Origin of the sequence: Halovivax sp. (genome assembly GCA_007119345.1) — an archaeon.
Classification (GTDB): Archaea; Halobacteriota; Halobacteria; order Halobacteriales; family Natrialbaceae; genus Halovivax.
In genome coordinates, this window is record SKPV01000250.1 from 1 (window position 1) to 20930 (window position 20930).

Consider the following 20930-nt stretch of genomic DNA (forward strand, 5'->3'; position numbering starts at 1 on the left):
CGGGGGACGCGGCGGACGGTGCGGGCGACCGGGGAACGCGGCGGACGGTGCGAGCGCCGGTTCGGACGCGGGGGCGCCGACGCGGGACGCCGGACGCCCGGCGAACCGCATCGGGCGACGGCGAATTCGAGCGCTCGGTAAGACCCGCTTTCCGGTCGTAACGGTGCGGATAGTTTTCGGCGGTCGGTCGGTAGGGGCGGCCAGTGACGTCAGCCGTCCCCGCGGGGAGCCCCGACGCCGAGCCGTCTTCGACGGACGGCCGACACCCGCCTCGACGCCGTCGACGCGCTCCGCCGGAGCCGATCGTCCCCGGGCCCCTGCCGGTGGTGCCTCCGTGAGCGGGGACGCACCCGCCCAGGCCGGGCGGTTCGGGCGGATCCTCCTCGTCGGTGACTCCGAGCGGATCGGGCGCGCGCGCAGCGCGATCGAGCGCGGCGTCGGATCGGACGCCGTCGCGACGGCGTCGAGCGTCGACGACGCGACCGGACGACTCGCCGGTGCCGACTGCGTCGTCGTCGACGCCGACGACGCGGACGGAACCGAGGTGCTCGAACGACTCGCGACCCGGAGCCGGGCGCCCGTGCTCGCGCTCACCGAGGGGGACGGGGCCGAACAGATTCGCGCCGGTGCCCGGGAGGTCGTCGACCCCGACGCCCCGGCGGACGTCTTCCTCGCGAGGATCGGAAACCTCGCGAGGCGGCCCGCAGCACCGGACGACGAGGGGGAGCCGTCGCTCGAGTGGTTTCGTGCGCTCGTCGGTGCGACGAGCGCCGCGGTCCTGGTCGTGGATGCCGACAGACGGGTCTCGTGGGCGAGCCCGGCCGTAGAGCGATCGATCGAGCGCACGCCAGCCGAGCTCGAGGGCGAGGAACTCGGCCGGCTGTTTCACCCCGCGGACGGCGAGTCGATCCTGGACGCCGTCGACGAGGTCGCCAGGGCGGGCGTCGGCGCCGAGCGACGGACCGCCTGCCGCGTCCGCGTCGGGGGTGCCCGGTGGGCGAGCGTCGAGCTCGTCGTCGTCAACCGGTTGTCCGATCCGGCGATCGCCGGATTCGTCTGCACGATCGAGCGCGCCGATCCCGAGCCGACCCCGACCGTCCTCGACGCCATCGACGATCCCGTCTTCGCCGTCGACGACGACTGGACGATCGCGACGAGCAACGAGGCGGCCGAATCCCTCCTCGGGGCGCCGCCCGACGGACCGGGCGGGGTCGTCCTCTGGGAGCTGCTCCCCGAATCGACCGTCACGGAGTGGTACGAGCGCCTCGAGGAGGCCAGAGCGCGCGAGGAACCGGTCGAGTTCGACGTCGACCACCCCGAGGGTCCGGGACGGCTCGAAGTCCGGGCCTACCCCGCCGGATCGACCCTCGCGATCGTCGCGACGCGCCGTCCCGACTCGGCCGGCGCCCGGTACCGAGAGCGCCTCGAGGATCTGGCGTCGCTGCTCGACGCCGTGGACGCGCCGGCCTTCGTCGTGGACGACGGACGGGTCGCCGCCGCGAACGCGGCGACCTTCGAGTACGTCGGCGCGAGCGCCGTGGTCGGACGGAAACTCGGGACGCTCGTCGACGAGGAACTCGCCGACGGGATCGCCGAGCGCGCGGAGTCGCCCGTCCGACGGCTCGATCCACTCGTCTGGACCGCCGACGTCGACGGCGACCGGCGCGTGGTCGAACTCTCGGTCGTTCCGCTCGGCGAGGGCCGTGCCGCCTGCGTGGGCGACGATGCGACGGCTCGCGATCGCCTTCGGCGAGCGACGACCGAGCTGGCGACTCTCTCTACGGCGAGTCTGGACGCCGGCTCGATCGGCGAGGTCCGCCGACTGCTGCTTTCGGGACTCCGCGACGCGCTGGACGTACCGCACGCTGTCTGGTACCGTCGCGACGACGACCGACTCTCGCCCGTCGCGCACGCCAGCGCCCGATCGGACCTGGAGCCGCCCTCGATAGCGTGGAAGCCGCTCGACGCCGAGTCGCTCGACGTCGGCCGCGCGATCGTCGCGGACCGAACCGAGCGGATACCGCTCGGCGACGACGCGGCGATCGCCGGCCCGCTGGTGGTTCCGGTCGACGAGGACGCCCTCGCGATCGCCGGCGGCGAGTCGGCGACGTTCGAGGATTCGGCGACCGACGTCGGCGATCTCGTCGCCGGGATCGCCCGCCTCTCGCTCGCCAGGGTCGGCGCGGCTCGCGATCGGCGCGAGCTCGAGCGCGAGCTGTCTCGTCGACGGGAGCGGTTCGACTCGGCGAGGGCGCTGCTCGATCGGCGCCGCGACGTCGACCGTCGGCTCCTCGAGGCCGACTCGCGCGCGGAGCTGGAGGCGGGCGTCTGCGAGGCGCTCTGCGAGCTCGAGGACGTCGCGCTGGCGACGATCGTCGAGCGAGCGGGTGCCGACGACCTGGCGATCCGGGCCAGCGCCGGCGACGCGGCGTCGTACCTGACGGCGCTGCTCTCGGCGGGAGAACCCGACCCGGCGGAACCGACCGTGCGGGCGCTCGCCCGGCGATCGTCCCAGTTCGTCGACGCCGCGGAACCGACGGTCGGCGACGACGGGTGGACGGCGCTGGCCGCCCGGCACGGGATTCGTGCGGCGGTCGCCGTTCCGATCGAGGCCGACGGCCTTCCGTACGGCGTTCTCGCCGTCTACGCCTCCCGGCCGGACGCCTTCGACGAAGCGACGACCGAGTTCTGCGTCGACGCGGCACGGGCGACCGCCGTGGCGGTCGACGCCGCCGAGGCCAGGCGCGCGTTGCTGACCGACGACGTGGTCGTGCTGGAACTCGGACTCGACTCGGACGAAGCCCCCGAGGTGCTCTCGACGCTGGTCGCCCGAACCGGCGCCGACGTCGAACTCGAAACGGTGGCTCCGGGGCCCGAGCGGTCCACGCTCTACCTCGCCGTTCGGGGGACGGACGCCGAGCGCGCGGTCGACGCGCTCGCAGACGTCGATCGCGTGGTCGCGGTCGAGCGGCTGTCCGACGCGGAGGACCCCGTCCGCCTCGAGGTAGTCGTCGAAGGGCGAACGCTCGCCGAGGTGCTCGTCGCACACGCCGGCGTGCTCAGGACCGTCGACGTCGGGGGAGAGGAGACGCGAGTGGTCGTCGAGTTGCCGAGCGGTCGCGACGTGCGAGCGTTCGTCACCGCCCTCCGGGAGACCGCCCCCAGCGCGGAACTGCTGGCCCGGCGGAGCGAGCGTCGGTCCGGGCCCGCAGGGCGAATGGGGGGAGCCGACGTTCGGACCGCGCTCACCGATAGACAGCTCGAGGTCCTCCGCACCGCGTACGCGGCCGGCTACTTCGAGTGGCCGCGCGAGCGCACCGGCGAGGAGGTCGCGGAGCGTCTCGGCATCTCTCAGCCGACGTTCACGCGTCACTTCCGCGCCGCCGAACGGGCCGTCTTCGCCGCACTGTTCGGCGAGCGGTGAGCTCGTGGAACCGGTCTCGTTCGCCCGCTGTTCGACCACGGCGCGTCCCGCGACGCACCGTCGTTTCGATCGAACTGATCGGCGATCGGCGGCCAGCCCCGCCGAGACGCGGTCGAGACTTCGAAATCGGGCGTTGCTCCACCGGTCGGAGGGTCCGTAACCCGGGATTACGTCCGTTCGACGGCGGAAAGTGGCCGTTTCTTTCCACCCGCGAACCGGTAGCCGTCCGTGAACGTCGAATATGTATAGCCCCCCGCCGGAACGCGTCGATTCCATATAGCGTGCGGGTCGATGTGATCCCGGTCACAACCGGTGAGGTATGAACTCGAGCAGGACAACGACGCCTTACCGAACCGATCGCGGCGAACGCGGGCTCCGTTCGTCCCTCTCGGAGGGATCGCGGTGAGCACCGACGCGGAACTGGTGGGCGAGCCGGCCGTGCGAGCGGTGGGCGGTCCGGGCGTCGTCGCCGAGGTCCACCTCGACCACGAACGGCTCCTCCTCCGTCCGACCCTCCGCCGGCTCGGCGACGCGACGGTCGTTCCCGAGTACCGCGCCCACGTGGACGACGACCGGGAACTTCAGTTCGTCTCGATCTGTGCGGACTCGTTCTCGGACGTCGAGACGGCGCTCGCGCACGATCCGACGGTCGCGAATCCCGTCCTCGTCGACCAGTTCGTCGACCGGCGCGTCTACCGGGTCGACGTGACCGACGAGGCGATCCCCGTCGCCGGCATCGTGGCGGACCTGGGCGGACGCGTCCGCGAAGCGACTGGGACGGCGACGGCCTGGGTGCTCCAGCTCCGGTTGCCTACCCGCGACGCCCTCGTCTCGTTCAACGACGAGTGCCGCCGCCGGGACGTCTCGGTGAGCGTCACCCACCTGCGCACCGCCGACGACGACGAGCAGCCCCTGCTCGGACTCACCGACAAACAACAGGAGTTGCTCACGGTGGCATACGAGGAGGGCTACTTCGACGTCCCTCGCGGCATCTCCCAGGACGAACTGGCCGACCGCCTCGGCGTCTCCAAATCGGCGGTGTCCCAGCGACTCCGACGCGCGATGACCGAACTCTGTGCGACCACCCTCCGGGACTGATCCGACGGCGCCGGACGCCGGAACCGGCTGTTCGGCCACGATCCCCTCCGGCCGACACGACCTCCCGCCCCGCTGACGCAGTCCTCCAAAGCCCGCTGACGCGATCATCCCCTGCCCGCTGACGCAGCCCTCCCCCTCCCACTCCCCCTGCCGCTAACGGGCCCTCTCCAGCCCGCTGACGCAGCCATCCCCCTCCCACTCCCCCTGCCGCTAACGGGCCCTCTCCAGCCCGCTGACGCAACTCTCTCGGGCTCGCTGACGGGCGGATTGACCCCTCCTCATCCCGCTGACGCGATCCTCCCCAACCCGCTGACGCGATCCTCCCCAACCCGCTGACGCGTTTCTCCGCTCCCCACCGACCGATCCTCCTCCATCCCGCCGACCGCGCCGATCCGACCCCGATTCGTTCCGTTCGATCGGCCGTCTCGCCGATCTTGACCGCGGTTCGCAATTTCGACGGGCCGGCGAGATCGTTCGAACGCGGCCTCCGGATCGTCCCGAAATTGTTCGAACGGGGGACGCGAGTCGACCCGAGGTCGCTCGAACGCGGCGTGCAGATCGGCCCGTTTCGTGGCGACCCCGCCGCTATCGTGGGAGCCGTCTGCCCGAAAGCGCGTCCGAACGGGGGTCGATCCCGCGCCCCGAACGGCGTCGGTCACTCGATCCGCAGGTACTGTCGGTCGTACTCCGGCTCGCCCTGGCGCGGGTGGATCGCGATGAACGACGCCGGCGGCAGCTCGGCGAACGCCGAGGGGAGCCCGGCCAGCTCGTCGTGCCAGCCGACGTCGCCCGCGCGGGGCGACACCGCGACGATCAGGTCGTCCTCGTCGGAACGGGCTTCGAGGGTCGGCATAACGCGTTCCCAGCCGGAGATCTCCTCGAATTCCGCGGTCGCCTCCTCTTCGACGAGGTCGAACAACTGCTCGTACTGGCGGGCGCTTGCGCCAACCACGTGCACCGTCATCGGGACCCCGAGACTCGCCGCGAGGCGCTTGATCATGTGCACTGCCTCGTAGAACCCCTCGTGGTGGTCGACGCCGATCGGGAGGACGACGTGGATCCGCTTCGTCGTGTTGACGGGGTGGCCGAGCCGGGAGATGAGCACCGGCAGCGTCGTTCGCTGGAGCACCTGATCGATGACGCTCCCGAAGATCCGGTGGCTGAACGTCCTGGTGGCGTCCCAGCCCATGAGGATCTGGTTGGCCTGGACCTCGACGGCCCCCTGGACGATCCCGGAGGCGACGTTGTGGTTGACCCTGGTCTCGGTTTCGACCGGCACTTCGGCAGCGGCCCCGAAGGCGGCGACCTCGTTCAGGTCCTGCTGGACGGTCGCGATCTGGTCGTCGGCCGATTCGCCTCGATCCGGCTGGACGACGGTGAGGACGTGGACCGGTTCCGTTCCCCGATCGCCTTTGAGGACGAACGCGAGTTCGAGCAGCCGTTCCTGGAGCTCGGCGTGATGGGACAGCGGAAGCAGGATGTTGGGATCGGTGACGCTATCGTTGTCCGCCTGGACGTCGCGCTCCAGGGCGAGGCGCGTGGCCGCGCGCTCGGTCAGCCACGGACTGAGCAGCGCCGTCACCAGCAGCATCAACACCACGGCGTTGAGCACCTGGGTGCCGACGGGGTCGAAGACGCCCGCGTCGACGCCGACGAGCGTGATGGCCAGCGCCGCGGCCGCTTGTCCCGTCGAGAGGCCGAAGATGACGTCCCGCTCGTGCTGGCCGTATCCCTGGACGACGGAGACGAGCCAGGCCGCGGCGAACTTGGTGAGGACCATGACGCCGATCATCACCCCTGCGATCAGCAGCGTCGTGACGCCGGCGACGATCACCGCCGGGTCGACGAGCATCCCGACGTGGATGAGAAAGAACGGAATGAAGAACGCGTTCCCCACGAACTCGATCCGGTTCATCAGCGTTCCGCCCTGCGGAATCAGCCGGTTGATCGCCAGCCCGGCGACGAACGCGCCGAGAATGGCGGCCAGATCGAGGACCTCCGCGAGGCTCGCCGCGAGGAAGATGGCGACCATCACGAAGAGGAACTCGAAGTAGCTCTCCTCGCTCATATTCTGGAAGAATCGCCGCGTGACCGGCGGCACCAGCAGCCAGATCGCCGCGAACAGGACGCCGAGGGAAACGAGCACTTCGAGGAGGATCCAGACGGAAAAGCCCTCGACGGCCGAACCCACGACGATCGCCAGCACGACCAGCGCGAGGGTGTCGGTGAAGAGGATGCCGCCGAAGACCGCCGTGACGGCTCGATTTTGGGTGACGTTGAGCCGGTTGACGACCGGATAGGCGAGGAGGGTGTGCGAGGAGAACACCGCGGCTAGTAACAGCGCCGGGAGGACGTCGAAGTCGAGGGCGACGATCATCGCCGCGGTGCCCAGGACGAACGGGAGGAGGTAGCTCGTCAGCCCGAAGAGGGCGGCGTCTTCGGGCGTCTCGATGAACCGCTGGAGGTCCAGTTCGAGCCCCACCGTGAACAGCAGGTAGATCAATCCGACGGTCCCGAGCAGTTCGATCGCGTCCGTGTGTTCGACGATCCCGAGCGCGTTCGGTCCGATCGCGACGCCGAAGAGCACGACGCCGACGATCCCGGGTTGCCCGACCCGCTTGATCGCCAGCGGTCCGACGAGGAACGCGACCATCGCGATCGCGAAGACCAGCACCGGCTCTTCGAGCGGAAATTCCAAACCGGCGATAGCTGGGGTGACCATGGAGGGCTGTCGTGTGCGCTCGTACGAGGCCGCCTGCGCGGGTCGGACGACGCCGTCGTTGCGCGTCTCGGTCGGACCGAGTTAGTGGACGCACATAAAATTCGCGGAACCATCGACGTCGCGGGTCGGTCGAACGCGCCCCGTCGACGCCCGTACCGTCCCCCTCGACCTGACGACGTCGCCCGCTTCTCCCGTTCTGGCCGGAGCGGACGGCAGTTGCGACGTTCCACCGTCATCGTCGCCGGCCGGTAGGTCGCGACAACTGACCAGTAAGCGCCCCGTGACGACCGAGGTGGGACCGGCTACCGCGGCGGCCGTCGCCGCGTTCAGTAGCGCCTGCCGGCGTCCGATCGATCGATTTCGCCCGTCGTCACGACGGCGGTCGCGTCGGGCGATTGCGGCCCCGTCGTCGTCCGCGGTGCTCGTCGATCGCCGGGTTACACGGGCCTTAGCCCGACGTGTAGCCGGCCTATAGTAATGGATTGGGCGGGACTGTCCTCGGCCATGACAACGACTAGTTCGTCGTCTCGAACCGCCCAGATCCGGAGTCCGCGCAACCTCCGGTCGTCGTCGTTCAGCCGTCGGTACCCCGCGCGCACGAGCGTTCGTGAGCGGGCGGCACCGTTGCGCGGCCGGTCGCCACCAGCGGACGGAGTGAGCGCTCAGCCGACGGTCCGAGCGGACGGCGCGAGCGCTCAGCCCGGGGTGAGTCAACGATGTGCGGCATAATCGGTCGGATCGGCGACGGTGACGCCATCGACGCGCTCATCACGGGCCTCGAGAACCTCGAATACCGCGGCTACGATTCCGCCGGCGTCGCCGTTCAGAACGGCGCGGGGATCAAAGTCCAGAAGCGGTCGGGGAAAGTCGATGCGCTCAAGGAGTCGATCGAGCGCGGTCGGCTGCGGGGCGAGCTGGGTATCGGCCACACGCGGTGGAGCACGCACGGGCCTCCGACGGACGAGAACGCGCACCCGCATACGGACTCGACGACCGACGTCGCCGTCGTTCACAACGGTATCATCGAGAACTACGCGGCGCTTCGCGAGCGCCTGAGCGAGGCGGGCCACGAGTTCACCAGCGACACCGACACCGAGGTCGTCCCCCACCTCATCCAGCACTACCTCGACGAAGGCGTGGAGTCGGAGATGGCGTTCAGGCGAGCCATCGAGCAACTCGAGGGGAGTTACGCGATCGCCGCGATCTGCCACGGGGAGCCGGTGATTTACGCCGCCCGCCAGGGGTCGCCGCTCGTGGTCGGGCTCGACGGCGACGGCTACTACCTCGCCAGCGACGTCCCGGCGTTCCTCGAGTACACCGACACCGTCGTCTACCTCCAGGACGGGGACGTCGCGATCCTCCGCTCGAACGGTCTCCGAATCACCGATCTCGAGGGAACGGCTGTCTCTCGGGACAGGAAGACCGTCGACTGGGATTCCGAGGAGACCGGGAAAGGGGAGTTCGACCACTACATGCTGAAAGAGATCACCGAACAGCCGACCTCCCTCGCCCAGGCGATCGAGGGCCGGTTCGACGCCGAGGAGGGCCGCGTCCACTTCGAGGAGTTCGATCGCGGTTCGTTCGCCGACGTCGACCAGGTGCTGCTGGTCGCTTGCGGGACCTCCTACCACGCCGCGATGTACGGTTCCGTGGCGCTGCGGCGCGCCGGCGTGAACGCCTCGGCGATGCTGGCCAACGAGTACAGTCTCTCCGCTCCGCCGGTCGACGAGCGGACGCTCGTCGTCGCGGTCACCCAGAGCGGCGAGACGGCCGACACCCTCGGGGCGCTCCGGCGGGCGAACGAACAGGGTGCGCCCACGCTCGCGGTGACCAACGTCGTCGGCTCGACCGCGGCCCGCGAGGCCGACGAACGGCTCTTCATTCGCGCCGGCCCCGAGATCGGCGTGGCCGCGACGAAGACGTTCTCCTCGCAGGCGGTCGTGCTCACGCTGCTCGCCCACCGGATCGCCCGGGACGCGACGGGCTTCTCGACGCTCGGGATCGAGGAGATCTCCGCGGAGCTCGAGCGACTGCCCTCGCGGGTCGACGAGGTGCTGGCGGATTCCGGCGCCGAGGCGATCGCCCGGCGCTACCCGGACGAACGGTCGTACTTCTTCATCGGCCGTGGGCTCGGCTATCCCGTCGCGCTCGAGGGCGCGCTCAAGTTCAAAGAGATCACCTACGAGCACGCCGAGGGTTTCGCCTCCGGCGAACTGAAGCACGGTCCGCTCGCGCTCGTCACCCCGGAGACCCCGGTGTTCGCAATCTTCACCGGCCGCGAGGACGAAAAGACCCTGAAAAACGCCGAGGAGGCGGCGACTCGCGGCGCGCCGATCGTCGCGATCTGTCCCGACGGTCACCAGGCCGCCGACGTCGCCGACGCCCAGCTGCGAATTCCGGAGACCCATCCGACCCTGGCCGGACTGCTCGCGACGGTCCAGCTCCAGCTCGTCTCCTACCACGCGGCGGATCTGCTGAATCGCGCGATCGACAAGCCCCGCAACCTCGCCAAGAGCGTCACGGTCGAGTAACCGCGGCGCCGATACCGATCGCGCGACGATGGCGCGGCCCCGGCCGTTCCACGGTTCGCGACCGGGTCGAATCGTGCGGATCGATCCCCGGTCCGGTCCTGGTAAATTTGTGCGGATCGACAACCCGGTCCAGGTTCGGTCGCATCGCGAGGATCGATCCCGCGGTTCGGCCGGACCGAATTACCGCGGTGACGGACGGATCCACCGTCGACGCAACCGTCGGGGGTGACTACCTATCATTCAGCCGAGAACGTCCGAGAACGTCTCCGCAGAGCGCCTTTCGGTTCGGTCGCGACCCCGATGTGCCCCGTACCAAACCGGCCATTACGTTCAGTAAATTCGAAATTATCGCCGGACGTGACCGTGATCTGCCGCCGAGTGTCGTCGCGAGTGACCCCTTCTCGGTTCTCGACCATCGCGCCGGTTGCCGTCGGTTATGCGGTCCATAGTAAATAGAATACTGTCGAAATCGGGTGGTGATGTCGACGGAATCACCAGACACGAAGTGGACCCCCCTGGCACAGGAGCGACAGACGTCGGCCCCGCGGTGTATCACCTGCGGCAACCAGGTCACCCGTCAGTTCGCCCGCGTCTTCGGCGACAATCACGACGTCGTCCACGCTTGCCCGGAGTGCTCGACGTACCGCGAGATGAAGACGTCAGACTTCATCCCGAAGGAACACCGGTAGGCCCCCGCGGTCGCCTCGGCTCTCCGGTCGGCCCTCTCGCGTCGCGCCGTGGGCGCGTCGACGCAGAAACCCCACCGTTCTCCGTTGGTTCGTCCGCGAGCTCGTGGCAGACGAATCCGGCTGTCGGCGATCGCCGGAAGTGCTCGTGGCGAGGCGGCAGCCCAGATCGGACGACCGCACCCGGCGCCGATCAGAAGAACTTCTGGTAGCGATCGATCAGCGTGTCGATGCCGTACGCACCGCCGGTGATCGTGAAGTGGGTCTCGAGGCGGGGATTGAACTTGGCCTTGTACCGGTTGATGCTCGGCACGCCGGCCCCGACCAGATCGTACCGCTCGATCCCCGCTCTCAGCCCGTCGCGCATGACGGCCCAGTCGAGGACGTCGTTGACCGCCACGTCGACGTCGTCGTCCACCTTGACGCCGCCTTGCCAGCGGTAGCGGGTCCGGTCGGTCTCGAGGACCAGTATGCCGCCGCGGAACTCGCCGTTCGTCCGGCAGACGTACGGTCGCAACGCCCCGTCGGGAAGCGACTCGTACAGCGACCGCACGTACGACGGGGAGAGCTGGAAGGGTCGGTCTTGACTCTCGTACCGTCTGGCGACCTGCTCGACGATCGCCTCGACGTCGTCGCCGTCTCCTTCTTCGACGACGACGTCGCCGGGGGCCGATCGAATGTTGTTTCGCGCGTCGCTGCTGAACCGTCCGATGAGGTCGTCCTCGTCCCCCTCCAGGTCGACGACGTACGTGTACCCCGGTCGGACGTCGTAGTCGCTCCAGACGAACGAGCGGAGGTCGTCGAACTCGGCGGTCGTGAACTTGCAGTAGATCGGCGACACCGACTCGTCGAGCCACTCGAGACAGCCCTCGATGAACCGCTCGGTGCGTCGATCGACCTTCCGTCGTTTCAGCTTGTCGACGTTCAGCATCGCCGGCCCGAGGTAACACGACCAGGATCGCGGCGGCGGGGAGAACGCGGCCGAGAACGGCCCCTTCTCGAGGACGAAGATCGGGAAGAGACCGACGGCCTCCTGGCCCTTGAACCCCGCCAGCGCGTGTACGGCGGTCCCGGTCTCCTCGGCCTGCGCTCGCAGCGCCTCGGCGCGGTAGAACGGGTTGGTCTCGTCGGACCGTTCGACGTAGCGGTTCCACTCGTCGGCGTTCGTCGCGAGATCGACCGTCTCGACGTCGACGCTCATGTGGTTAGAGGTACCCGAGATCCGAGAGTCGGTCTTCGACCAGCGCGCTGTCCGTCGCGACCGCCGGTCCCGGGTCGTAGGCCGGGTACGACCGACTGTCGCTCGCTTCGACGATCGGCAGCGCCTCGCCGTCCATGTCGACGTCGACCGGGACGTCGAAGAGCGAACAGATCGTCGGGGCCACGTCGAAGATGTGCGCGCCGGCCAGCGGCGCCGGATCGATGCCGTCCCCGACCGCGGCGACGATGCCGGTCCGCTTGTGATTCCAGGGTTCGATCGGCTCGCCGAATCGCTCGCCGGCGAGGCGCGCGACGAGCGCGGTGTCGAACTCGCGAGGAACGGTCACGACGTCGGGGCCGTTTTCGACGTGCGGACCATCGAAGTACGTCTCGCGGGGTTCGACCGCCTCGAAGACCGGGCCGCCGTCCGGAGACTCGACCGCGGACAGGCGATCGACGAGGGCCGACCGCACCGATTCGTACTCTTCGGCCGGGACCCGCCCGTTCGGTTCGCGCCCCTCGAGATTGATCCGCACCCCGAGTTCGCTCTTCGACCGGACGTAGGCCGTCGACTCGGGGAAGTCGACCTGCTCGCTTCCCGCCCGGATGACGTCGTTCGGAATCCGGCTCCCGATCGGTTCGGCCAGCCCGACCCGATCCAGGGCGTTCGCGACTCGCTGGGTCGTGATCCCGAATCGCGCCGCGAGTTCGATTCCGCGCTCGGCGACGCCCGGATCGTGCTCGCCGGCGTCCTCCCCCTCGAGCAGGTCGTTCTCGAACGCCCTGGACCACGTCGGCATCCCTTCCCCGCCGCGCTTCGTGGCGAGGTATCCCTCGTCCCGGAGGAACTCGTTCGCTCGGAACTCGACCCCTCGGACCGGGCCGATGCCGTGGTCGCTGACGACCATCACCGCGTCCGGTCCGAACGCCTCGAGCGTCCGTTCGAGCTCGCGGTCGACGGCCTCGTAGACGGCCCGCACCGCCTCGTCGTCGCCGGGGCGCTCGTGAAACACGGAATCGGTTTGCTGGAACTGGAGGAACCCGAAGTCGGGTTCGAACGCCTCGAGGAGGTAGCGGAAGGCGCCGCCGCGGCACTCGACCGTCCGCTCGTAGCTCTCGATCGACCGATCGGGCTCCGGACCGCTCTGGGGGTAGACCCGATACTCGCCGATCTCGTCTTCGATCTCGTCCAGAATTCCGGCGGGATGACACGTCGGCTCCTCGGGGGCGGTCAATCCCGGTATCAGCGCGCCGTCGAACTCCCTCGGCGGATGCGTGACCGGAACGTTGACCACGACGCTCGTATACCCGTGGTCGCTCAACAGTTCCCAGACGGCCCGCTCCCTGACGCGGGTCGCGTTGACGACGTCCCACTCGTAGCCGTCGAACGCGAGGAAGTCGAAGATGCCGTGCTTACCCGGATTCTTTCCGGTGTACAGCGACGGCCACGCGCTCGCCGTCCACGGCGGGATCTGCGACTCGAGCGGTCCGCTCGCACCGTCGGCGAACATCCGCTCCAGCGTCGGAATCCGATCCTCCTCGAACAGGGGCTCCAGCACCGGCGCGCAGCCGGCGTCGAGCCCGACGAGCAGGAGTCGCGGCCCCGAATCGGCAGCCGTTCCTACCATAGTCGGTCCTTCCTGTTGGGCGGCTTTGTTATCCGACCGCTTCAGCCGATAGGTGAGCGATTCAGGAGCGACGACGCCCCGCCCGGCCGGGGCCCGTCCGGGTAGCGGCGGCGTACGGTCACGAGGCGATTAGTAATCGAACCATCACTAAGGTCGCGACGAACGAATCCGGATCCACATGGTGGTGGCAGGCGCGGTCGATTCGATCGGAGGCGGATACTCGTGATCTCGGGCGCCCCGTCGCTGTTCGTCTCGACGTTCGCGACGGCGAAACCGGTCGGTATCGACGCGTACGTGGAGCGACACGTCGACGAGTACCGGTATTACGGATCGGGCAAGCTGGCGCTTCGAGACGGCCTTCGAACGGTGTCGGACGACGGCGACAACGTGTTACTGCCGGCCTACGTGCCGGACGCGGTCGCCGAACCGATCAGAGAGCTCGGCCTGGAAGCTCGATACTACGCGATCAGGAACGATCTCGGACCGGATATGGCCGACCTGGAGGCGCGCCTCGACGCCGGCACCGTCGCCGTCGTCTCGGTCAACTACTTCGGATTCCCGCAGCCGGGGCTGGCGGAACTCTCGGCGTACGCCCGAGATAACGACTGTTATCACGTCGACGACAACGCCCACTCGGCGCTCAGCGTCCACGAGGGACGTCTGCTCGGTACGGTCGGCGACCTCGGCATCACGTGCCTCTGGAAGAGCCTTCCACTTCCCGACGGCGCGTTGCTGTACCTCCAGTCGTCCGAACTCCGCGACCGGTTCGAACCCTCGCCGCTGACCGGCGTCAACGAGCGATTCCAGGGCGAGGACCTCGCCTACGTCTGCAAGTCGTTCCTGAAGGACGTGTTCGCGGACGGTACCCTCGTTCGGAACTCGCTCGACGCGCTGGTCCACAGCCGCCGAGGGAGCGAACCGCTCGACCCGTCGGAACGATACGAGTCGACGAAGGCGCCGATGTCGAAACTCTCGGCCGGCCTGATCGCCGGCGTCGACCCGATGGCGGTCAGGACCCGACGCCGTGAGAACTACCGGGCCTGGCTGGACGTCCTGGCCGACCGGCCGGACGTCGTCTCGCTGTACCACTCGCTGCCCGACGGCATCTGCCCGCAGTCGTTCCCCGCCTACGCCGAGACGCCGGAGCGACTGCTCGCCGACCTCGCGGCACTCGACGTCGAGGGCGCCCACGCCTGGCCCCGGCTCTCCCGGGACGTCGACGAGGATCCGGCGTTCGAGACCGCCTCTCGGCTCGCCCGGCACGTGGTCTCGCTGCCCGTCCACCAGCACGTGAATCCGGAGCACATCGCCGCGATCGGCGACGCGATCGTCGACTGACGCTCTCACCCCCCGATCTCCGGTTCACGCGCCGAGCCGTCGGATCCCGGTCGGCTACCCGCGGCTCGTGGCAGTTACGACTCCTGCTCGACGGTCTCCTCGCGGATCGACAGTCCCTTCCGGCCGAGGTGCTGGAGCTGCCGACGGGCGAACTCCTCTTCCCTGGTTCCGCGCGTTGCCAACACGTAGACGAGCGCGCCGCCGGCGGGTCGCATCGTCCGGCCCGCTCGCTGGGTACCCTGCCGGCGGGATCCGCCGAGGCCGGAGGCGACGATCGCCAGATCGGCCGTCGGCAGGTCGATCCCCTCGTCGCCGACCCGCGAGATCACGAGGACGTCGCGCTCGTCCGCGCGGAACTCGGCTAACAACTCGCGACGGCGGCGGTGGGGCGTCTCCCCGTTGAGGAACGGGACGGACAGGGCCTCGGAGAGCTCCCGACCCTGGTCGAGGTAGTCGACGAAAATAAGGACCTTCCCGTCCGGGTGCGCCGACAGCAGGTACCGAATCTCGTCGATCTTCCCGCGGTTCTCGGCGGCGATCCGGTACCGCTCGCGGCCGTCGGCCGCCGAGTACGCGTTCGCCTCCTCGTCGTCGCCCCACGGGACGTACCGGATCTCCAGCTCCGGTTCGGCGACGAATCCGGCCGCGAACAGCGCCTCCCAGTCGGTTCCGATCGGCGGTCCGACCAGCGTGAAAATCTCGGCCTGGCGGTCGTCCTCCCGAATGGGGGACGCGGACAGGCCCAGTCGGTGGCGCGACTGGAGGTGGGTGCTCCGGCGATAGACGTCGCTCGGCACGTGGTGGACTTCGTCGAAGATCACCAGTCCCCACTCGCGGTCGTCGAACAGGCTCCGGTGGCGGTCCATGCCCGCGATCTGGTAGGTGGCGATCGTGACGGGCCGGACTTCCTTTCGTCCGCCGTGGTACTGGCCGATCTGGGACGATTCGAGCGACGTGTGTCCCTCGAGCGCGTCGGCCCACTGACGTGCGAGTTCGCGGCTCGGCACGAGGATCAGCGTCTCGCCTTCGACCCGAGCCATCGCGCCCATCGCGGCGACGGTCTTGCCGCTGCCGGGCGGGCCGACCAGGACGCCGTCGCCTTGCTCCTCGAACCGGTCGACCCACGTCAGCTGGTAGTCGCGCAGCGAGACGCGGAGGTCGACCTCGAGGGGCGCTCCGCGCTCCAACGCTCGCTCGTCCCGGACCGGATAGCCGGCCTCGTACAGGAGCCGCTTGATCGCCGCCTCCGACCCCTCCCGGACCCAGTCTTCGGTCTCCGAGATCGGGGCGTGGACGTGTTCTTCGTCGAGGGTCTGCCGGGCGACGTTCCCCATCACCTCCGGACTCCGGGCCTCGAGGACGGTGTAGCCGTCGGGATGGGTGCGCAGACGGAACTGCCGGGCTCGGTCCCACTGGCTTTCGATCCACTCCTCGAGGCCTTGCTCGCGCCTGCCGAGGGCCTGGCGGACGGTCCGAACCAGGCCCTCGAAGTCGTCGTGGGGTGCCTGCCAGACGTCTTCGGGGCGGACGACGTACCGGTAGCCGCCGTCGCCGTTCGCGTCGGCGAGGTGGGCGAACTGCGCGAGTTGCGCGCGCGTGAACTGATCCGGCCGGTCGACGACGATCTCGCGTCGCTTCGGAAAGACCACGACCCGCTCGCGATCCGTCAGGTCCTCAAGCTCGCTCGGATACCACACGATCGGATCCGCTTCCACCGAGAGGCGCTCGATCGCCCCGCGCTCCGCGAGGCGCTCCAGTCGGTCGTTCGCCCCTTCGTGGGAGACGCCGACGGTCCGGGCGACCGCCCCGGCGGTGACGACCGGGCGGCCCTCTCGCTGACAGACCTCGTGGAAGTCCGCGAGCGAGAACGCGTCCAAACCGTCTTCGGTACGCTCGTCTTCGTCAGCTCCGGCGGATTCGACCGTCTCGGCGTCCTGTTTTTCCGTCTCGCCGTCTCGCCCGTCCGTCTCGCCGTCTCGCCCGTCCGTCTCGCCGTCTCGGCCGTCCGTCCTGCCGTCCAGTTGATCGGTTTTGCCGTCTCGGCCGTCCGTCCTGCCGTCCGGTTGATCGGTTTCGCCGTCTCGGCCGTCCGTCCTGCCGTCCGGTTGATCGGTTTCGCCGTCTCGGCCGTCCGATCCGGCGTCTCGGCCGTCCTTCCCGTCGGGGCACGTCGAATCCCCGCGCGGGTGCTCTTCGGATCCGTCGGCGCTCTCGTCGGTCACGACCGTGGATACCGGCGTGGCGGCTAAACCGATTACGCCTCCCGGCCGACGAGGCGACGCCGCGGATGGAGGGGCTCGAAACGGGCCGTCGGGTCTGGAGGGTTCGATATCGCCGTCGCCGTCAGGCGCACCCCTCGCGCCGTCTCCGTCGCGGGAAAGCAGGGTACTCCGTTTCGATCGACGGTTCGGTGGGAACGCATATGCGGGTCGACGACGTACCGTCGGCTATGTATCGAGCCGTGCTCCCCGAGGGTCAGATCGTCTGTGAACGGTACGATCGAACCGACACCGGGCTCGAACTCTACGACGAGGACGATCGCTTCGTCGCGTTCGTTCCGTACTCGAACCTCCACGCCCTGATCGACGAGGACGTCTACTCGTCCGAGGAGCGCTCGATCATGTGAACCCGCCGACCGTCGTTTTGCCGCGAGTACCGGCGGCGACCCGATCGTTCGTTCGACTCGCCCGAGCGCGCTGAATCGGCCTAACGGCGTCGCCGATAGGCGTCGACGGGTGCGGTGAACCGGAGCGAGGGTGCCGCCGACCCACAGTTTCGGGGGTGGCGAATCGTAGTGACAGTGGACCGGCGCGTAGTGACGGGAGTACTGAGGTGAAGCGAGTACTGAGGTGAAGAACGCGGGCCACGTGGCGGCGGACGGTCGATCAGGCCGTCGGCGACCGATCGATCGCCTCCAGCTGCTCGCGGTACCGGTTCCTGACGGTGACGACCGTGGTCTGGGCCGTCTCCGCGACCGCGCGCTGGGGGATCGTCTCGTCACAGAGCAAGCCGGCAGCGTAGATGGCGGCCGCGGCGTATCCGGTCGGCGACTTCCCCGAGTGGAGCCCCTGTCGGGTCGTCTCGTCGATGATGTCCATCGCGGTCGACTCGACCTCGCTGCTGACGTCGAGCTCGGAACAGAATCGGGGAACGAACTGCCGCGGATTCGTGGGTTCGAGGTTGATGTCGAGTTCGTCGGCGATGTACCGGTACGTGCGACCGATCTCGCGCTGGTCGACTCGCGAGACCGCCGTCACCTCCTCCAGACTTCGCGGGATACCGTCCTTTCGGCAGGCCGTGTAGAGCGCGCTCGTGGCCACGCCCTCGATCGATCGACCGCGGATCAGGTCGCGGTCGAGCGCCTGTCGGTAGATGACGCTCGCGGTCTCTTTTACGGGGTTCGGCACGCCGAGGGCGCTGACCATCCGGTCGATCTCGGAGAGCGCGTACTTGAGGTTGCGTTCGCCGGCGTTTTTCGTGCGGATGCGTTCCTGCCAGACGCGCAGACGGTGGAGTTGGCCGTGCTTGGCGGCGTCCATCGAGTGACCGTTCGCGTCGCGGTTGCGCCAGTCGATGGTCGTCGTCAGCCCGCGGTCGTGCATGGACTGGGTGAGCGGCGCGCCCACGCGCGAGAGCTGCTCGTGCTCGCGTGCGTCGAACGCGCGCCACTCGGGTCCGTAGTCTATCGGTTCGTCGCTGAGGACGAGCCCGCACTCGTCACAGAGCAGTTCCCGTCGATCCGGATCGTGAACGACGGTTTCGGTTTCGCAATCGGGGCAGCGACCGTCCGGTCCCGCCGATTCTTCGGCTTCCGCGACGTTGTTGGTAACGGACCGCGTCATTAGTGTGTTGGCAGACCCAGGCCCCGACTGTAAGGGGTTCACATGGTTTCAGCGGAAACACCCTCTTACTGGAGACCACCCAACGGCGTCGGGCTCCGGCCTCGACCGCCGCCCGGCCGACGAGGGCGGTCACCGTTCGTCGTGGTCGGCCGCGTCGACCGGAGGCGGGTTCCCGAGCGCGGACGCCCCGGGCCCGGCGCGATCGGTACCACCGTCGGCCGTCTTGGGGGGTCGGTAAACTCGACCGTTCGTCGTGTAACGACGAATTTCGAGGAAAAACCGTCGGTCAAGTTTTTTGATGCACACCGCGCAGCGCCAGTCGTTCAATGATAGCGCCAGGACGACGTCGACGCGATTCCGGCCCCGTCACGTACTGCGGACCGGGACGGTCAGATTCCGAGACTCCTCGCGCGGGGGACCGTTTCGCAGGGGTGTACGCAACGGATACGATCGCCACGAGCGCGACCCCCGGCCGCGGAAGTCGGCGGGTTCCGGCTTTGCAGGCCGTGCAAAACGTGGGGGTGTTTAAGAGTTTCTCCGTTGGCGTACCAGTTGGTGTGTCATACGTGATTTCGCCCGTCAGCGAATCGGTACAAGGGACGGTTACGCGGCCGCCCAGGGAACCGATCGACAGTCGATCCGAGCGACCGTCGACAACGAAGAGGGCGCGCCACGAGGGCTGTCGGTGATGTCGTCCGTAGACACGTCGCTCCCCGAGGAGATCACGTCCGTCACGTCCTCCCCCGAAGAGGAGGGACTCTCGAAGGACGTCATCTTCGAACTGTTGAAGAACCGACGACGACGGGAGGTCCTCCAGCACCTGCTCGAACGCGAGGAGACCGTCACCCTCGGCGAGCTCGCCGAGCAGATCGCCGCCTGGGAGAACGACACGACCGTCAACGCCCTCAGCTCGGACCAGCGCAAGCGGGTGTACGTCGCCCTCTACCAGACCCACCTGCCGAAGATGGACGACGCCGGGATCATCGACTACGACCAGGACCGCGGGCTCATCTCGCTCTCGGATAACGCCGACCTCCTGATGATGTACCTGGATACGGACTCGCACAAGCGCGACCGATGGGATCGGTGGTACGGGGCGCTGAGTCTCCTCGGCGCCGCGATGCTCGCCGCGTCGGCGCTCGGCGTTCCGCCGTTCGGCCTCGTCTCCACGACGATCGTCGCCACGCTCGTCGTCGTCTCCTTCCTGACGCTCTCGGCCGTCCACGTCTTTTTCAACCATCGGCTACAGCAGATCGTGGAGGCCAAGATCTCCAGAATCGAGTGATCGTCGACCGAGGCGCCCCGTGTCAGCCGGAACGTTCTGCGCCGACGAACTTTTGTCACTGCCCCACGTACTAACGCGTGGCTCCCGAGGACCGTCGTCCAGTACCGGACAGTTCGCGTGCCAGCTGCTGATCCGGCGCGGGAGCCGATCTTCGTTCGTTCATTGCCCAGCGACTGCGCCGGAAACGCGCCGAGTTTTTCACGGTTACCGATCGGCGACCGACATTTGAGCACTCTAGGTCCGCCCTGTGAGCGTCCCCCAACGGGTCGTGATCGTGGAGTCGCGTCGGCGGGCGAACGAGACGCCGATTACAGCGCGTCCGGGTCGATCGACTCGCCGTCGACGGCGAGGGTGCGGATCTCGGTCTCGCCGTCGTGGTCGTCGATCTCGAGGCTGGCGATCTCGCCGGTGAACTCCCAGACGGTGCGGGCGTCGTCGCTGCCCGAGAGCCACCACTCGGCCCAGTCGTCGCCGTAGGCCTCGCCCTCGGCGAGCCACTCGGCGTGACCGTCAGCCGGCCGGAGCTCGCCGTCGACCTCGACGCGGTAGGCGAACTGCCCGGCGACCTCCAGGGTGTGCTCGTCGCTCGACTGCCGGTCGGTTAATTCCGCGGGATCGACCGCTTCACCGTCGATGCGGACGTACCGGACGTCGATGTCGCCGTCGTGGTCGTCGATCTCGAGACTGGCGATCTCGCCGGTGAACTCCCAGACGGTGCGGGCGTCGTCGCTGCCCGAGAGCCACCACTCGGCCCAGTCGTCGCCGTAGGCCTCGCCCTCGGCGAGCCACTCGGCGTGGTCGGGGGCGGGGTCGATCTCGCCGTCGACTTCGACGCGGTAGGCGAACTGCCCGGCGAGTTCGAGCGTGTGGTACTCCTCCCCGACCGTAGAGCCGCCGGAGCCGGTCTCGACTCCCTCGAAGACTTCCCCGACGGAGGTCGGACACCCCTCGGGCGGGGACGGGTTCGGGTCGTTCCCGTTCCCCCCGCGCCAGTCGATCGAGACGCTGCCGCGCTGGGAAATACGTCCCTCCCACTGCGTGTCCCGAAGGGCGATCTCGGTCCGCCGGCCGTCGCGGCCGATATCCAGCGCGAGCGGATACGGACCGTCGACGAAGTTGCAGTCGACGATCTCGACGGGGTCGCCGTGGCGCTCGGTCGGCCACACCCACAGCGGC

The 20930-nt window shown here is 68.7% G+C and carries 12 protein-coding genes and 1 pseudogene; 7 read left to right on the plus strand and 6 right to left on the minus strand.

Features of this window, described 5'->3' with window-relative positions; genetic code table 11:
- Nucleotides 1–334: 334 nt before the first annotated feature.
- Both QZT59_RS17160 and QZT59_RS17165 read left to right on the plus strand, forming a co-directional pair.
- Nucleotides 335–3424 carry a bacterio-opsin activator domain-containing protein gene (locus QZT59_RS17160; protein WP_290819080.1) on the plus strand — a complete coding sequence of 1030 codons (3090 nt, stop codon included), beginning with the start codon at nucleotides 335–337 and terminating at the stop codon, nucleotides 3422–3424.
- A gap of 402 nt (nucleotides 3425–3826) precedes the next feature.
- Nucleotides 3827–4522, plus strand: coding sequence for a helix-turn-helix domain-containing protein (locus tag QZT59_RS17165; protein ID WP_290819082.1), 696 nt, complete (start codon nucleotides 3827–3829; stop codon nucleotides 4520–4522).
- Nucleotides 4523–5177: 655 nt separating this feature from the next.
- Here the strand turns inward: QZT59_RS17165 and QZT59_RS17170 are convergent.
- Nucleotides 5178–7244, minus strand: a complete 2067-nt coding sequence (locus QZT59_RS17170; protein ID WP_290819084.1) for a cation:proton antiporter — start codon at nucleotides 7242–7244, stop codon at nucleotides 5178–5180.
- Between the two features lie 716 nt (nucleotides 7245–7960).
- Here QZT59_RS17170 and glmS point away from each other — a divergent pair.
- Both glmS and QZT59_RS17180 read left to right on the plus strand, forming a co-directional pair.
- A complete protein-coding gene (gene glmS / locus QZT59_RS17175; protein ID WP_290819086.1) occupies nucleotides 7961–9775 on the plus strand; it encodes a glutamine--fructose-6-phosphate transaminase (isomerizing) in 1815 nt (604 codons plus the stop codon).
- 479 nt (nucleotides 9776–10254) lie between these two features.
- The gene (locus QZT59_RS17180) at nucleotides 10255–10464 is read left to right on the plus strand and encodes a hypothetical protein (RefSeq protein WP_290819088.1); all 210 of its coding nucleotides are present in this window, start codon (nucleotides 10255–10257) and stop codon (nucleotides 10462–10464) included.
- 190 nt (nucleotides 10465–10654) lie between these two features.
- On the opposite strand, the gene QZT59_RS17185 is transcribed toward QZT59_RS17180, so the two are convergent.
- Together QZT59_RS17185 and QZT59_RS17190 are read right to left on the minus strand one after the other, a co-directional pair.
- A complete protein-coding gene (locus tag QZT59_RS17185; protein WP_290819090.1) occupies nucleotides 10655–11662 on the minus strand; it encodes a GNAT family N-acetyltransferase in 1008 nt (335 codons plus the stop codon).
- Nucleotides 11663–11666: 4 nt separating this feature from the next.
- On the minus strand, nucleotides 11667–13289 hold the full coding sequence (locus tag QZT59_RS17190; protein WP_290819092.1) for an alkaline phosphatase family protein: 1623 nt from the start codon (nucleotides 13287–13289) through the stop codon (nucleotides 11667–11669).
- A gap of 222 nt (nucleotides 13290–13511) precedes the next feature.
- On the opposite strand from QZT59_RS17190, the gene QZT59_RS17195 reads away from it, so the two are divergent.
- A complete protein-coding gene (locus QZT59_RS17195; protein ID WP_290819094.1) occupies nucleotides 13512–14627 on the plus strand; it encodes a DegT/DnrJ/EryC1/StrS family aminotransferase in 1116 nt (371 codons plus the stop codon).
- 74 nt (nucleotides 14628–14701) lie between these two features.
- Here the strand turns inward: QZT59_RS17195 and QZT59_RS17200 are convergent, their stop codons facing one another.
- Nucleotides 14702–16648 carry a DEAD/DEAH box helicase gene (locus tag QZT59_RS17200; protein ID WP_394348673.1) on the minus strand — a complete coding sequence of 649 codons (1947 nt, stop codon included), beginning with the start codon at nucleotides 16646–16648 and terminating at the stop codon, nucleotides 14702–14704.
- 428 nt (nucleotides 16649–17076) lie between these two features.
- Between QZT59_RS17200 and QZT59_RS17205 the strand changes: the two genes are divergently transcribed.
- Entirely contained in the window at nucleotides 17077–17253 is a 177-nt protein-coding gene (locus QZT59_RS17205; RefSeq protein ID WP_290819096.1) for a hypothetical protein, read from the plus strand.
- A gap of 259 nt (nucleotides 17254–17512) precedes the next feature.
- On the opposite strand, the gene QZT59_RS17210 is transcribed toward QZT59_RS17205, so the two are convergent.
- Nucleotides 17513–18469, minus strand: a complete 957-nt coding sequence (locus QZT59_RS17210) for a transcription initiation factor IIB family protein (protein ID WP_290819098.1) — start codon at nucleotides 18467–18469, stop codon at nucleotides 17513–17515.
- Nucleotides 18470–19157: 688 nt separating this feature from the next.
- Here QZT59_RS17210 and QZT59_RS17215 point away from each other — a divergent pair.
- Nucleotides 19158–19754 (plus strand): ArsR family transcriptional regulator, encoded by a 597-nt coding sequence (locus QZT59_RS17215; protein WP_290819100.1) that lies wholly within the window; start codon nucleotides 19158–19160, stop codon nucleotides 19752–19754.
- A 308-nt stretch (nucleotides 19755–20062) separates the two neighbouring features.
- Here QZT59_RS17215 and QZT59_RS17220 read toward each other — a convergent pair.
- Nucleotides 20063–20930: pseudogene (locus tag QZT59_RS17220) on the minus strand (hypothetical protein); the annotation flags it as partial.

What these genes read in the sequence shown, in the direction of transcription:
- QZT59_RS17170 (WP_290819084.1), bottom strand. Translation starts at nt 7,244, where the DNA reads ATGGTCACCCCAGCTATCGCCGGTTTGGAATTTCCGCTCGAAGAGCCG.
- glmS (WP_290819086.1), top strand. Translation starts at nt 7,961, where the DNA reads ATGTGCGGCATAATCGGTCGGATCGGCGACGGTGACGCCATCGACGCG.
- QZT59_RS17180 (WP_290819088.1), top strand. Translation starts at nt 10,255, where the DNA reads ATGTCGACGGAATCACCAGACACGAAGTGGACCCCCCTGGCACAGGAG.
- QZT59_RS17185 (WP_290819090.1), bottom strand. Translation starts at nt 11,662, where the DNA reads ATGAGCGTCGACGTCGAGACGGTCGATCTCGCGACGAACGCCGACGAG.
- QZT59_RS17190 (WP_290819092.1), bottom strand. Translation starts at nt 13,289, where the DNA reads ATGGTAGGAACGGCTGCCGATTCGGGGCCGCGACTCCTGCTCGTCGGG.
- QZT59_RS17205 (WP_290819096.1), top strand. Translation starts at nt 17,077, where the DNA reads ATGTATCGAGCCGTGCTCCCCGAGGGTCAGATCGTCTGTGAACGGTAC.
- QZT59_RS17210 (WP_290819098.1), bottom strand. Translation starts at nt 18,469, where the DNA reads ATGACGCGGTCCGTTACCAACAACGTCGCGGAAGCCGAAGAATCGGCG.
- QZT59_RS17215 (WP_290819100.1), top strand. Translation starts at nt 19,158, where the DNA reads ATGTCGTCCGTAGACACGTCGCTCCCCGAGGAGATCACGTCCGTCACG.